Below are 13,758 nucleotides of genomic sequence, written 5' to 3' on the forward strand. Positions count from 1 at the left end.
GGCAGCGATCATGTCCCGGATCATCTTGCGGGACACCCGCCGGGGTGAGGCCGAACCCGACTTCTTCAGCAGCACCTCGACCGATATCCGCCATTCGGGCTGACGCCCGCAATGCTTGCGCGCCAACTCGTAGATCCGCCGCTCCAGCGGTTTGCGCAGGCGGAAGTAATCGCGGCTGAGCGTCAGCACCGATTTTGCCAACACCGCGCGGAACAGCCAGTCGGACAGTTTCACGCTGACGCTGACCATCCGGCCCGCCCGGGTAAGGCGGACGATCTCCCAGCTTTCGATCAGGCCAAAGCCTGTGGTGGTCTCTTTCTCGCCGGTGACGATGTTGGTGGTGATCCGGGTTCCTGCCAGCCGCTCGAAAGCCTCGCGCAGGCGCTTGTAGCCATCGCCGCTGGTCTCGCGGTTGGTGGCCACCAGCAGATCATGCGCCTTCAGATGCAACACCTGGCTGACGGTCCGGCCGGCATTGATCGCCGCCATCAGCTGGCTGATGCAAAAGATCAGGATGTCCTTGTCATGGATCGTCGCCAGCCCCCGCACCGAAGGCGTTACCGTGATCTCGACCCCGTTATGTTCGTAATTCAGGATCCGCCGATCCGGTCGGGTCGAGAGCGAAAACATCGGATGCTCCATCGACCCCATATCGGTCTTGGGCAGCGCATCGAAGATATCGCATACAAAAAAATCACCCGTTGGATGCCGGTCAGGCAACAACGCCCCTGACCCGCTCATACTGCCCTGCCCATATGTTCCTGCCCGAATCTTCGTTCGTGGTTTTATTGACGCTTACCGTAAAGTTATCCACAGGAGGCGTAAAGCCGCCGGATCGTGGGTTCAGAGTCACTGCAACGTGGGTTCAGAGTCACCCTTTCGTGGGATCAGATTCACTTGGTGTATCAAAAAACACGAAAAACCTTTTTTTTTCTTATGTTTAAGAACGATGATCCAGCACTGTAACTAATAAAATAACAAGATTCTAACTGAACAATTTTTTGCATCGCGCTTCAAAGCACCGTCTCAACCAGCAATTACCCCTTATTTTTGCTTAGAAAATCCAGTCTTGTACTCATAATGCTTTTGCATGCTGTCTTTTGTAGTATATTGGGGGAAACATAGCACATGGGCAGAATTTCAATGCGAGCAGGCACATCCGAGGGGCTTCCCCCGTATTTCAATATCGACCCTGACCTGGCTTATGAAGAACTTGGGAACCCGACCGGAACCCATGATTTCTCAGCCATTGCCGATGCGTGCGCCCGAGGGCGTGCGGACCTGGCCAGTCGGGGTCTGGAAGAAGGCGGGCACAAAAAACTGCGGCTGTTTTCGACCTGGGAAATCACCAAGTATCTGATCCCCGTTGCCCCTGCTCATTTCCGCCGGGTCCTGAAGGCCAACCCGGATTTGCCTCAGGGGCGATCCGAAACCGAAGGCGGCGCCAAGTGGTTCACACTGGACGAGGTGCTGCGCCTGCGGACGCATTTCGCCTCGGAAGGCTCCAAGGCCAAAGAATATCGCCCCTATCGCCCCAAGGGGCTGCCGGCAAAGATCGTTTCGGTGGCAAATTTCAAGGGCGGTGTCGGCAAGACCTCGACCTGTGCCCATCTGGCCATGTCCGCCGCTCTGGATGGCTACAGGGTGCTGGTCATCGATCTGGACAGCCAGGGGTCGATGACCTCGATCTTCGGCGGCAAGGTGACCGATGAATGGCAGACGGTGTTCCCCCTGCTGGCGCGCCACTATGCCACCCATCTGCGCCGGGACAATCAGGGACGGCTTGACCGGGGCGAGGCCCCGCATCCGATCGACGACACGCTGTCGGATGCGTTGAAACTGCGCGGCGGCGATCTGATCCAGAAAACCCACTGGCCCAACATTGATCTGATCGGCGCACAGCTGAACCTTTACTGGGCCGAGTTCCAGATCCCGGTCTGGCGCATGCAGGGGCGCAGCTGGAAGCTGTGGGATGCGCTGACAGAAACGCTGGAAGAGGATGGCGTGCTGGATGAGTATGACATCGTCTTCATCGATACCCCCCCTGCCCTGGGTTATCTGACGATCAACGGGCTGGCGGCCTCGGATATTCTGCTGGTGCCCATGGGTGCATCGTTCCTGGAATTCGATTCCACCGGCCGGTTCTTCGACATGCTGCATTCCACATTCCAGTCGATTGAAGAGGGGGAGAATATGGCCGCCCGCGCGCTGGGACGGCCCGAGATGGCCTTTCAGTGGGATGCAGTGCGCACGGTCATCACCCGCTATGACGGCAGCCAGCAGGCAGAGCTGGCCGGGCTGATGCAGGCCTATCTGGGCCGCACCCTGTCGCCACACTGGCAAGGCTACACGGCGCTGATCGGGCAAGCCGGGGAACAGGTCAACGGCATCTATGAGGCCGATTACCGCGATTTCAACCGTGAGACCTATGTGCGCGGGCGCGAAACCTTTGACGCCACCTATGCCTCGTTCAAGAAGTTGCTGATCGGTGTCTGGCGGGGCGAGGAGCTGGCTGGGCAGACCGAAGAGGCAGAAACGCCGGAACTGACGCTTTAAGCGGGATGTTTCGCGCGCGAAACACGATCAGCGGTGCCCGGTGCAGAGTCTGATCCGCGCAGGAAAAGGAGAATGTGATGGCGAAACGAAAGCGACTGACCCCTGCCCGGTCGGATTATCTGGACGACACCCGACCGGGCATCGGGGCGCAATCCATGTTTGCCCCTGAGGCACCACGATCCGCGCCCCCTGTTGCGCAGGTGGCAGGTGCCACGGCGGCACAGGCCGCGCTGGAAGAGCTGTCCGGGGAATTGCGTGCGGCCCGCGCCGAAGGGCGTCTGGTGCAGGACCTGCCGCTGGATACTGTCGAGGAAACCTATCTGGTACGCGACCGCCTGGCCGCCGATGATGCGGATATGGAGGCCTTGAAGGAAAGTCTGAAGGCCCGCGGACAGCAAACCCCGATCGAGGTTGTCGAGCTGGAGGGCGGGCGGTATGGCCTGATTTCCGGCTGGCGTCGGATGACCGCGTTGCGGGCGCTGGTGCAGGAGACGGGCGAGGCGCGGTTTGAAACCGTGCGGGCGTTCCTCAGACAGCCTCAGAGCGCCTCGGACGCCTATGTGGCCATGGTCGAGGAAAACGAGATCCGGGTCGGGCTGAGCTATTATGAACGTGCCCGGATCGTGGCGCGCGCGGCGGAGCAGGGGGTTTACCCGGATGAGGCCGCTGCTTTGCGCGGGCTGTTCGCATCCGCCAGTCGCGCCAAGCGGTCGAAGATCGGCTCGTTCATTGCGATCTATCACGCGCTGGATGAACATCTGTGCTTTGCCTCGGCCATCCCCGAGCGGCTGGGGTTGTCGATTGCGAAGGTCCTGAAGGAGGAACCAGAGCGGGTTCAGAAACTGGCAACTGTGCTAAGCGATGGCGCTGCCGACACGCCGGATGACGAATTGCGACGGCTGACCCAGGCTGTGCAGCATGGTGGAAAAAGCGACCCAAAAACCTCTGAGAGATACCTTTCGAAGGCAGAAAGCATCGGTGATATTGTCGTGAAACAGAGTCGAAATGGTGCGCAGATTGTGTTGTCTGGCCGCGGTGTTTGCGATGAGTTCTTCGAGGACCTGCGCGTCTGGTTGGAAGTCCGTGCCAAATGATGTTTCGCGTGCGAAACACCATCTGTTTCTTACACGTGCAACAACCTGCCGGTATTTGGCTTGCGTGCCAGCCCCGGGCGACAATGTGGCGGATCTGATAAAATCGTTGAGAAAAGTGAGGGAAGTGATCTTTTGAAGCTCCTATTTTAGCGAAAATCGGTTAGTTTAGAAATATGTGCCACCTTTCGGGGTTGCTCAGAAAATGGAAGATAAAGTTTTTTACAACACTATGTGCGCCTGATTGCGAGTTTGGGGAGACTAATACCATGAAATGGTTGATGAAGGTTGGAGCGACCAGCCAGTTGCTGAAGCTATCGCTTTTTTCAGGCGCTTTGTTTGCGGTGCTTCCAAATCCGGCAAACGCCTATATCGGCCCTGGCGCGGGGCTGGGTGCAATTGCCGTGACAATCGCTGTGGTGCTGGGCGTTCTCTTTCTTTTCGTAGGGTTGTTGTGGTTTCCGCTCAAACGACTGATCTGGGGGGCGAAGGGGCAGGGCGACAAAGGTAGCGAGTCCGACGCGGCACAATGATACAGGCGGTCATCGTTTCGCTTTTTGTCGTTGCCGGGTTTATCTGTGCGCTTTGGTGGACGAACATAGCTGGCGTGGCGCATCAGGTTGTTGGGGTAAGCTTGGCGGGTGTATCTGCCCTGTTCAATAGTCAGCTTTCAGACCGGGAAAAAGAGATTGCAGCGCGGCAAGCCGGTTTGCGGCTGCTGGTCGGCGGGCTGAACATTGCGTGGCGCATCACCTTTGCTCTGATCGCTGCGGGTTTGCCGATATTTCTGGCGGATGCCATCGGTTACACAACCAGCGGCACCGTCTTGGATGTCATGCTCCGGCTCGATTACATCGTTATCGCGTCGGTTTTGGCCATCGTGCTGGTTAAGGTTGCTGGCCGGTTTCGGTCGGCTAAGGCCCCTCGGAACGCCGGTGACCCCTTGTATTCGCCCGTGGACCAGTTCGTTCATAATCTGGCCTTCGCGAGCCCTGCAGTGCTGAAACTGGCCGCGCGGGCCGAAGACAGGCTGGCTGCGCGACTTTCCCGGCCCGAGGTTTTGGCACCCATCTTCGTGACATCTCTGGCGCGAGGGGGGACGACGGCTGTGCTTAATGCGCTGCACGACGCCCGCGAGATTGCAACGCATATCTATCGGGACATGCCATTCGTGACGGCCCCTATTTTGTGGAACAGGCTGGCCGGCGGCGAAAAACGCACTGTCAGGCGGCAGGCGCGGGCGCATGGCGATGGTATGGAGATTGATCTAGAAAGCGCCGAAGCGCTGGAAGAGGTCATTTGGAAGATGTTTTGGCCACAAATCTACAAAGGGCCGTCGATCTCGCTTTGGAATGCTGAAAAGACAGTACCCGAAGCGGATCGGTTTCTGCGCCAGCACATGGGCAGCATCATCCGCGCGCGCAATAGCCAGGCGGGCTGGGGCGCGGCTGGGAAAACCCGCTATTGCTCGAAGAACAATGCCAATATCGCCCGCATTCCCTATCTGCTCAAATCGTTCCCCGATTGCCGGATCGTCGTGCCCGTTCGCCGGCCGGAAAGCCATGCCAGATCCCTGTTGCGGCAACATGTCAATTTCAGCAAGCTGCAGGACGAAGACAGTTTTGTGACCCGCTACATGGCGGATATCGGCCACTACGAGTTTGGCAACCTGCACAAACCATTCCTGTTTCCGGGCATGGAGCCGGGAAAAATCGACACGCATCTGCCGGATTATTGGCTGGATTATTGGTTTTGCACCTTCCGGGAACTGCTCAAATACACGGACAATTGCATCTTTATCCTTCAGGATGATCTGCGCAGTTCACCACAGGCAACGATGACGGCACTGTATCAGAGTCTTGGGTTAACAACCGGAGAGCAGAATTTCGAGACATATTTTCACTCCAATCCGGATCTGACGGAGGCAGAGGGGTTCGACCCGGAGCGTTTGCGGAAGGCGCATGAGGTCTACAAGGCGCTGAAGGAAGCTGCGCATCTGGGACACTCCCAAATGGCCATGTGAACGGGCACAAACGTGCAGAAACGCCGTTCAGCCCCAGCAGACTTGGCGAGCGGCCTCAAAATACCGGTGATCAAACCCAGGATCAAGTCGTTCGGTATAGGTCACACCGCCCGGAAGCTTCTCGTCGACCAGATTGTAGTGTTCCCAAACAGTCCGGCCATCTGGCGATCATTTGAGAACGCGCCTTGCCCGCGCCTCGGCAATCAGAAAATTGCCCTTGTCCTGCCGCTGATGCAGGCCCATCACATCGGTAAAGAAAGGTGCACCACCTGCATCGGTGACAAATGCCATAACATCTCCAGAAGCCAGCTATGTCGTATCGACCGAGCTGCTTTGGTTCTGAACGCCGCGTCTGCCGGATGCGTTGTCGAGCCGTTTCGGCAGCGGGTTGTTGTTATTGAACACCAAGATCGTGTTGCCATCGATAAAGTAGGCACGCTTCTGGTGGATGACCCTGCCGGTTGAGGTGAACTTGATACGCCGGTTCCGAGGATTCAGCAGGATGATCGAGTTGATATTGCGCAACGAAACAAGAATGTCACCATGTTTCGCCACGCCTTCCTCCATATCCGTTTCGAACACCTCGACATCGTTCATAAGAAGGATGTCGCGGGTCACGATTGGTGTGAATTCAGCGAGAGGCGAACCATAAAGCAAACCAGTATACCCGTTGTCGATCAGGGCCTGGTTCAATGAGAATTCGTCAAGAATTTTGCCGGCGGCAGCGACGTGCAAAACCCAGGCCTCCTCGAAGGGTGGGGCGTGGTTCGGCAGCCTATTGACAGCCTCATAGTGGGTGACGAGGCCAGGTATCCAAAGCGTTCCGTCAGAGCCGACATCGACAGAATGGTGCCCACGTCTGTCGAGACGCCAAACGACCTTTCCGTAAGGGCTTATTCTCAACACGGCGAACTCGGTGAAATTAAAGACGATATCCCCATTTTCCAGAAACACAATTCCATACAGATGGTGTTGCTTGCGGTTCAGGGTAGGTTCCAGGATTTGGGAGGGGTTTCCGGGGCCACAACTCATCCCATTTGAGCGCCCATTCCTGAACGACACCCCCCAGACGTCGACAATTAGAACCCTGTGTACGTCCTTGTCACGGGTGACCCGGAAACTAGGCTCGCGCCTAGTGTACGTATGTTTGGATCATGAACCATATCAGGCGTTTCGGGGGCATCACTATGTCTGAAATACTGCCGGCCCAACCGTTCCTTATCGTAGGTGAATGCTGTTTTGACTTCGGAAATCGCGGAGGTGATGTAACGGCAATGAACCCAGTGGTTTCGGGCTGTAAGCACACCAAGAAGGAATATCGCTGTCGCGCAGGCTCCAACGAAGAAAACAAGTGAAAGCCTGTCTTTTATATCGAAAGCTCCCAATCACTGTATGAAATTTTTTGCAAGCAAAGGACGCAGATTGCTCTTAGTGAATAGATATTTGGGGGGCATTTGCATGTTTGCTGCGCTCAGGGCCGAATTTGAGCGGGTCTTGGCTTTGTTTTCCCGGCCCCTCACAAGATTCTGAAACAGCCGTATGGCCTTGTTGATCGTAAGGGTTTTGTATCAGTTAACAGAACAATCTGATGGCAAACCGGCCTATTGACTGCGGTATGTGATGGGATTTGACCTTCTTGCTGGGGCTCGGTCCAGCGGTATTGTTTTCCGCAGACCGCATCGATATGATCCCGTCATTCATTTCTGGTAACTAGTTGATAAAAATGGAAAACAAAGAAGTCCGCGAGGATTACCACGCATTGGTCCGAAAGGACGTTCTCAGCTTGGTTCCGGAAGGTCAGAATGCGGTTCTGGACATTGGCGGTGGTATTGGGGCTTCGGCGGGTTATCTCAAGGATGTGGGAAAGGCTGCGCGATACGTAGTTGTCGATCTTGTTGCCTACACGAAACACCCAAGCGTCGATGCAGCCTATGCCGGTAACCTCGAGGACGCGTCACTTTTGGAAAAGATTAAGGCCGAACAGGGCGACTTTGATGTCATCATGTGCCTGGATGTTCTCGAGCATCTGAGAGATCCCTGGTCCGCGATCGAGGCGTGCCATGCGATGCTGAAACCCGGCGGGGTGATTGTTGCAAGCATACCGAATGCAAGAAACCACAGGTTGGTGATCCCGTTGGTTTTCAAGGGGCGCTTTAACTATACTGAGAAGGGAATCCTCGACCGAACGCATCTTCGGTGGTTCGTTCGAGATACCGCGATTCAGCTGATGACCGGAACCGGGCTTGAACTGGAACATATCGAAGGCCAGTTCTATGGGCGGCGCAAGCAACTGATGAATTGGATAACCCTGGGCTTGCTGAAAAACTTTATTTATCTGCAGTACTTTATCAGGGTTCGGCGCAATCCGTCTGAGTGATTGCGCCCCAGCGGTTTCAAGAACATCCTTTTTCGACAAAGTCACCGTAAGACAGCGGATATCGCAGGGCATCCATCATCCAGAACACCGAGTTGTCGTCATACGAGTTGATAATTTCCCAAACGACTTTGCCGTCCGGGGTGATCTCAAACGCCCGCCCTCGATCGGTCTCTGCCAGCAGGATGTTCCCGTTCTCAAGGATCTGGTGCTTTCCCCGATACAGAGAATAAAAGGCTTCGGGGCCTGATCCGTCAAAAACAGTGATCACTTTGCGGGAAACTGGATCAATCTTTAGTACCCGGCTGCCGCCTAATTTCCCGCGGAAACCCCTTTCGGCCTCTGGCTTGCCACCAGAACGGTTGTCAAAAAGCGTGATCGTGCCATCCGCTTGAAAATCAGGATCGTGCTGTCCAAGCATCGGCCCGGTCATATACCATTTCAGAGCGTGAGTTTCCCCATCCAGAACCCAAATCTGGTTGAACTTCCGAAAGCTGAGAAGCAGATCCCCTGAATTGAAATTGGGGAACGCATCCGCGATCTCCGCGCTCAGGACATCGACGTCGTTCAGGTGGGAAAAATCGTCCGGCGTTGGCCGAATGACCATCATGCCCTCGTATTTTCCATCGGTTAAAACTTTTACAAGATCCACCATATCTGTTTGCTGACCGGTTTCCACACTGAACCGGGCGATGGCGTCGAAGTGAAACCCGTCTCCGTAGGGAAACAGTGAGCTGGAAGGGTATTTATCCACGTATACAGGCGTCCAGAACCTGCCTGCATCATCAAGGGTCAGCGAATGATGCGCGCGGCTGTCGTTTTTCCAGACGATCTCTCCGCAAGGGGAAATCCGATAGGTGCTCTGGCCGTCCAGATTGGCCAACAGGTCGCCATTTGGCAAAAGCTGCGCGCCATGGATGAGTGCATGAAACCTGTGCGCCGCACTTTCCTGCGCAAGCTCGAAGAAATCAACGGGCCATTCATGCAGAACAACCCCATCCATCCCGTAAAGCCGTGCGGTCAGGCGTCCGTCAAAGACACTGACCAGCATCGTGACGCCGGGTTGCATCTTCGCAGGGTCGATCCGTGCGATATGGTCGCTTGGAAAGGTCATTGCCTCCATATGCTGCACGGGGCGGACACCCAGCATCGCCAGACCTTCTTTCCTGACGGCCTTCAACGTGCTTATCCCAAGTTCCAACTGTGGCTGAGGCGGCAATCTGAAATGGCCGAAGACAACGCCGGTCAGAAATGCCAGTAACAATCCACATACAGCGAAGGTAAAAAACGAAAAATCGACTTTATTGATTTTTTGAGTGAAATTCGAAAATTTCATTAAACCATTGCTTCCCAAAAAACTCGTCACTGACAATCAGCGTGACCAAAGACGTAGTGTTTTGCAACCAATATCGGAAGAAGGTTTTGACCCTGACCTTCGGAGTTATCTTTCGTGGCCGAAAGAACTTAATTCTTGTGTGTACTTCTACGGGGTGGGGTTGTGTCTTTGTTTGGCTTTCAGCGTTTCCAAAACTTGCGCAATGCGCTGTGATGGAGTTGTTATTTTACATTGATGGGAAGATCTGGACCTTTCGCATCTCTCCTATGAAAATCCAGTAATCACTTGCTATGAACATGGTGTGTTAACACGGGCTTTGAATACATGCAGATTGAAGAAACTTTTTGCCGGGCATTCCGATCTTGAGCCCACAGGCGGTTCGGTGATGCGCGCGGGTTTTTTGTGAATTTTGGAAACGCAAAATGTTGGCTGACCGTGGAATCATCTGGATTTTGTGCAGAGTAATCATCCGGTTTCAGCCTGCGTTGGTACCCTTCGCGATCTGCATTTCCGGTCTCCGCCCCATGCGCAGGACAAGTTGGTGCACTGCAGGCAGGGGCGACCGGAGGGGTTTCATTATATCTCTACCGACGAGGTTCATGGCTCGCTGGGGCCAACGGGGCAATTCACCGAGGAAACACCCTATGATCCTCGCTCACCCTATTCGACCAGAAAGTCGACCAACAATCATCTGGCGCGCGCCTGGGATGAGACCTATGGCTTGCCAGTTGTACTGACGAATTGTTTAAATAATTGCGGGCCCTAAAACTTTCCCCAAAAGCGGATCCCTGTGATCATCTTGAACGCTCTGGCCAGCAGGCCGCTACCAAGTTTTGGCATTGGCTTCAATGTTAGAGACCACCTTGTGTCGAGGACCACGCTGAAGTGCTGCTGTTGGTGGTCCAAAAGGGACAGGTCGGGTGCAGCTAAAACATCGGCGGCGAAAATGTGTGAAGTAATCTGCAACTGGTGCAAACGTTGTGTGCCATTCTGGATCGTTTGCACCTTGGGTTTGCGCCCTATACCGATCTGATCACTTTTTTGTACGGTCACCTCGTTCATGACGCCCGTTATGCCATCGACCCGACCCGGATTCGGGAAGAACTGGGTAGCGGCCGTTGGTCAGCGTCGAAGAGGTTTTGGAGAAAACCGTTCGGTGGTATCTTGACAATGAACCTTGGTGGTGCGCCCTGCAAGTTCGCGACGGTGTCGACCAGTGGTGGGGTGTGAAAGCATAAATACCCTTGTCTTTGGCCGGACAGGTCAGGTGGCGCAGGAATGCGCCGATTTGAGTATCCCTTCTGTCTCTATTTCGACGGATTACGTGTTTGATGGGTCAGGTGCCTTGGAATCCGACCGGGGCCGTTGGGGCATATAGGTGTTCAAAACGGACAGTAGAGCAGGGGATCGTCCAAGCCATAGGGGCCATGCCATCCTGCGGACTTTGTTGGTGGTGTCCGCCCATGACAACAACTTCATCAAGACAATGCGGCATATTGGGGCGGAACGCGATCAACTGTCGATTGCGGCCGATCAGATTAGCGGCCCGACACCGGCGCGTGACATTGCGGCTACCTGCGTGTCGATGGCCTGTCAACTTGCAGAAGAGCTGATAAGATGGAAATTTACTATTTTTCAGGCGCCCCGGATGTTAGCTGGCCGGATTTGCTCGAGAGATTTTGACTGTTTAGAGACGCATTGTGACGTGAAAGACATTCCCTCAACCGACTATCCGACGCTCACGCGACGGCCGTTGAATTCCCGCCTCGATTGCTCCTCACTGGAAACGACTGTCGGCACTACCCGACCGGATTGGCGGCCGGGTTTGAGTGATATTCTGAGAGACCCAGAAAGAGCATCATGGACACACGCAAGGGATCATTCTTGCAGGGGAATCGAACACCCGGCTCTATCCGATCACAATGGCCCTGCCGAAACAGCTGTTGCCACTTTATGACAAACTGATGATCTTTTACCCGCTGTCAGTGCTGATGTTGGTGGGTATTTGCGAGATCTGTGTGATCACCACACAACAATGTGAGCTCAAGCGTGCTGGGGGATCGTAGCCAGTGGGGGGCAGCTTGACTTATGTGGTGCAAGCCCAGCTCCGATGGTCTGGTGCAGGCCTTTGTGTTGACCGAGGCGTTTCTGGCCGTTGCGCACTCGACGTTGGTTCTGGGCGATAACATCTTTTTTGGCCATGGCCCGCCAAAGCTGCTGGTGGTGGTGGGCAAACAGACCGAAGGCGGAACGGTGTTCGGTTACCATGTCGCTGATCCCAATCGCTATGGCGCCGCCGCCTTTGATGCGGACAGGCGCGCGAAAGAGAACATCGAAAGCCGCCGGTGCCTCCGTCGAACTATGCGGTGACGGGTCTGTATTTTTGTGGCGGACCGCGCCAGAGCGCGCCAGGCGGGTCAAACCCTCCCGGCGGGGCGAACTGGAAATCGCCGATTTGTTGCAGGTGTACCTGTAAAAAGACCAGCTTAGGATCGAAACGATGGGGCGGGGTTGTGCATGTCTGGATACCGATACCCATGCCAGTTTGATGGATGCGGGCAATTTCGTGCGGACGCTGGAAGAGCGTCAGGGAATGCAAACCGGCTGCTCGGAAGAGATCGCCCAGCAACAAGGATGGATCAACTAGGAACAATTGTGCCAACGGGCCGATGTGTTAGCCAAGAATGAGTGCGGGGTCTATCTGAGCGGGTTGTTGCAAAAAAACGAACCTATTACGAGGACGCTTCATCAAGGCCAAGGCTGCTTTCAACGATGTAAAGCGGCCGGTTTCGAGCTTCTTCGTAAAGCCGCCCCAGATATTCTCCGATCACCCCAAGCACGACAAGCTGCAGCCCGCCGATCAGCAGCACCGCGACCATCAGTGAGGCATAGCCGGGTACCTCCACCCCACGAATCAAGGTACGCATGATCAGGAAGAAGCCGTAGAAGATAGCCCCCAGTGCGGTGAGCATTCCGACATAGCCCGCAATGCGCAGTGGGACAGTGCTGAACCCGGTGATGCCGTCAAGGGCGAAATTCCAAAGGCGCCAGTAATTGAACTTAGTCCGGCCCGCCGCGCGTTTTGGACGGTCATAAGGTATCTCGGTATGCCGAAATCCGACCCAGGCAAAGAGACCCTTCATAAAACGATTTTGTTCGCGCAGTTGAACGATGGCGCGCACCACGCGCTGATCCATCAGGCGATAGTCGCCTGTGTTGGCAGGTATGGGTACGCCGGACAGCCGGTTGAGGACCTGATAGAATTTTTTCGCCGACCAGCGTTTCATTCTGGTGTCCGTGTTGCGTTGACGCCGACTGGCATAGACCACATCAAACCCTTCGCGCCATTTTTCCAGGAACGCTTCGATCAATTCGGGCGGGTCCTGCAAATCGGCGTCGATGGGCACGACGGCCTTTCCCGTAGCAACGTCTAGACCGGCGGTCATGGCGATCTCTTTGCCGAAGTTACGTGAAAAGTTTAGAACTTTTATGCGATTGTCGCGTTCATGCGCGTGAGTAAGAAGCTCGGCGGTGCCATCGGAGCTGCCATCGTTGACGCAGATGATTTCATAGCTTTCATCAAGTGTCTGAAGAAATGCGCCTAGCCGCTCGAACAGGATCGGCAGGACATCTTCTTCATTGAACATGGGCACAACGATACTGAGCGTGGGGACGCTTTGATCCGGGTTCTTTGGCTGGTGCAAGGATGTCAAGGTGTTCATGTTCAACGGCGCCATTGCAAATGTCTTTTCTATTTGATTGGGCTTAAGTGATCATGCTTTGATGCTTGGTTCAAAGGGTTCTGTATGCAAACGCAACTTTTTGGAAAACTGCGTCTGTATAGAGCCACCAAAAACAGCTCTGCCATCGCGGGGCGGTTTCCGGACCAATTTCTGGCAATATGTTATCGCCGATTGTCCTGAATGAGACGACGCGGAGCGGAAACGTCAGATGATCAGGAGACCACGGGATGGCGTTGCCTTTGCATCCTCATTTTCAACGACTTGACGGTGCAGAGCTCCAGAATGGCTGCCAGCATGAACATCCTGCCGAAAGCCATATTAAGTCCCAGAACCATGAACAGAGAATACCCTGAGAACAAGGCCGCCCCACCGGTCGCAAGGCCAACAAGAACGGTCATTCCCAGAACTCCCAGCATTATTTTAAGCCCTCCGGCTTTTACCTCGGGTTCGGCCTCACCCCGGCGGGTGTTCCGCAAGATGATCCGGGACATGATCGCCGCCGATCATCTGCCCGATTACGAGATGACCGAAGAGCCCGGAGACCTGATCCGCTTCTCGCGCCGGGGTCAGGTTGTCGAAGGGCCGGACAAACCGGTTCTGCCATCTGGGGCGCTGGAGGAGGCCAGGGCGATGGC

12 protein-coding genes and 3 pseudogenes are annotated in these 13,758 nt (G+C 55.2%); 9 read left to right on the plus strand and 6 right to left on the minus strand.

From position 1 onward, the window contains the following. Positions 1-741, minus strand: a 741-nt coding sequence (locus tag ACR0J8_RS22975) for a replication initiator protein A (protein WP_480892552.1), incomplete at its 3' end; no start/stop codon positions are given. Between the two features lie 387 nt (positions 742-1,128). Here ACR0J8_RS22975 and ACR0J8_RS22980 point away from each other — a divergent pair. The 4 genes from ACR0J8_RS22980 (at position 1,129) to ACR0J8_RS22995 (ending at position 5,670) form a co-directional block, all read left to right on the plus strand. Further along, a complete protein-coding gene (locus ACR0J8_RS22980) occupies positions 1,129-2,556 on the plus strand; it encodes an AAA family ATPase (RefSeq protein WP_170616962.1) in 1,428 nt (475 codons plus the stop codon). Between the two features lie 77 nt (positions 2,557-2,633). Further along, positions 2,634-3,650 (plus strand): ParB/RepB/Spo0J family partition protein, encoded by a 1,017-nt coding sequence (locus tag ACR0J8_RS22985; RefSeq protein ID WP_480892556.1) that lies wholly within the window; start codon positions 2,634-2,636, stop codon positions 3,648-3,650. A 266-nt stretch (positions 3,651-3,916) separates the two neighbouring features. After that, positions 3,917-4,180: a hypothetical protein gene (locus ACR0J8_RS22990; RefSeq protein WP_480892558.1), complete on the plus strand. Its 264-nt coding sequence runs from the start codon at positions 3,917-3,919 to the stop codon at positions 4,178-4,180. Next, positions 4,177-5,670: a sulfotransferase gene (locus ACR0J8_RS22995; RefSeq protein ID WP_480892560.1), complete on the plus strand. Its 1,494-nt coding sequence runs from the start codon at positions 4,177-4,179 to the stop codon at positions 5,668-5,670. The genes ACR0J8_RS22990 and ACR0J8_RS22995 overlap by 4 nt, the downstream gene beginning before the upstream one ends. Positions 5,671-5,838: 168 nt before the next feature. On the opposite strand, the gene ACR0J8_RS23000 is transcribed toward ACR0J8_RS22995, so the two are convergent. Further along, positions 5,839-5,961: a hypothetical protein gene (locus ACR0J8_RS23000; protein ID WP_480892563.1), complete on the minus strand. Its 123-nt coding sequence runs from the start codon at positions 5,959-5,961 to the stop codon at positions 5,839-5,841. Between the two features lie 18 nt (positions 5,962-5,979). Further along, positions 5,980-6,624: an arylsulfotransferase family protein gene (locus ACR0J8_RS23005; protein ID WP_480892565.1), complete on the minus strand. Its 645-nt coding sequence runs from the start codon at positions 6,622-6,624 to the stop codon at positions 5,980-5,982. A gap of 769 nt (positions 6,625-7,393) precedes the next feature. Between ACR0J8_RS23005 and ACR0J8_RS23010 the strand changes: the two genes are divergently transcribed. Next, positions 7,394-8,047 (plus strand): class I SAM-dependent methyltransferase, encoded by a 654-nt coding sequence (locus tag ACR0J8_RS23010; protein ID WP_480892566.1) that lies wholly within the window; start codon positions 7,394-7,396, stop codon positions 8,045-8,047. A 16-nt stretch (positions 8,048-8,063) separates the two neighbouring features. Here ACR0J8_RS23010 and ACR0J8_RS23015 read toward each other — a convergent pair whose 3' ends face one another. Then, entirely contained in the window at positions 8,064-9,224 is a 1,161-nt protein-coding gene (locus ACR0J8_RS23015; protein ID WP_480892569.1) for an arylsulfotransferase family protein, read from the minus strand. A gap of 610 nt (positions 9,225-9,834) precedes the next feature. Between ACR0J8_RS23015 and ACR0J8_RS23020 the strand changes: the two are divergent. The 4 genes and pseudogenes from ACR0J8_RS23020 to ACR0J8_RS23035 all read left to right on the plus strand — a co-directional run. Further along, positions 9,835-9,891 (plus strand): annotated as a pseudogene (locus tag ACR0J8_RS23020) (hypothetical protein); the annotation flags it as partial. Between the two features lie 45 nt (positions 9,892-9,936). After that, positions 9,937-10,618: pseudogene (locus ACR0J8_RS23025) on the plus strand (dTDP-glucose 4,6-dehydratase); the annotation flags it as partial. Positions 10,619-10,758: 140 nt separating this feature from the next. Continuing rightward, positions 10,759-11,337 (plus strand): sugar nucleotide-binding protein, encoded by a 579-nt coding sequence (locus ACR0J8_RS23030; protein ID WP_480892572.1) that lies wholly within the window; start codon positions 10,759-10,761, stop codon positions 11,335-11,337. After that, positions 11,303-12,096, plus strand: a pseudogene (locus ACR0J8_RS23035) (sugar phosphate nucleotidyltransferase); the annotation flags it as partial. The gene ACR0J8_RS23030 and the pseudogene ACR0J8_RS23035, both read left to right, overlap by 35 nt. Before the next feature lie 16 nt (positions 12,097-12,112). On the opposite strand, the gene ACR0J8_RS23040 reads toward ACR0J8_RS23035, so the two are convergent. Together ACR0J8_RS23040 and ACR0J8_RS23045 are read right to left on the minus strand one after the other, a co-directional pair. Then, complete coding sequence (locus ACR0J8_RS23040) at positions 12,113-13,117, minus strand: glycosyltransferase family 2 protein (RefSeq protein WP_480892574.1); 1,005 nt, start codon at positions 13,115-13,117, stop codon at positions 12,113-12,115. A 218-nt stretch (positions 13,118-13,335) separates the two neighbouring features. Then, positions 13,336-13,614 (minus strand): hypothetical protein, encoded by a 279-nt coding sequence (locus ACR0J8_RS23045; RefSeq protein ID WP_480892577.1) that lies wholly within the window; start codon positions 13,612-13,614, stop codon positions 13,336-13,338. Positions 13,615-13,758 lie beyond the last annotated feature (144 nt).

The sequence above is a fragment of the Ruegeria sp. N11 genome (genome assembly GCF_056531525.1).

What these genes read in the sequence shown, in the direction of transcription:
- ACR0J8_RS22980 (WP_170616962.1), top strand. Translation starts at nt 1,129, where the DNA reads ATGGGCAGAATTTCAATGCGAGCAGGCACATCCGAGGGGCTTCCCCCG.
- ACR0J8_RS23045 (WP_480892577.1), bottom strand. Translation starts at nt 13,614, where the DNA reads ATGTCCCGGATCATCTTGCGGAACACCCGCCGGGGTGAGGCCGAACCC.
- ACR0J8_RS22985 (WP_480892556.1), top strand. Translation starts at nt 2,634, where the DNA reads ATGGCGAAACGAAAGCGACTGACCCCTGCCCGGTCGGATTATCTGGAC.
- ACR0J8_RS23040 (WP_480892574.1), bottom strand. Translation starts at nt 13,117, where the DNA reads ATGGCGCCGTTGAACATGAACACCTTGACATCCTTGCACCAGCCAAAG.
- ACR0J8_RS22990 (WP_480892558.1), top strand. Translation starts at nt 3,917, where the DNA reads ATGAAATGGTTGATGAAGGTTGGAGCGACCAGCCAGTTGCTGAAGCTA.
- ACR0J8_RS23000 (WP_480892563.1), bottom strand. Translation starts at nt 5,961, where the DNA reads ATGGCATTTGTCACCGATGCAGGTGGTGCACCTTTCTTTACCGATGTG.
- ACR0J8_RS23010 (WP_480892566.1), top strand. Translation starts at nt 7,394, where the DNA reads ATGGAAAACAAAGAAGTCCGCGAGGATTACCACGCATTGGTCCGAAAG.
- ACR0J8_RS22995 (WP_480892560.1), top strand. Translation starts at nt 4,177, where the DNA reads ATGATACAGGCGGTCATCGTTTCGCTTTTTGTCGTTGCCGGGTTTATC.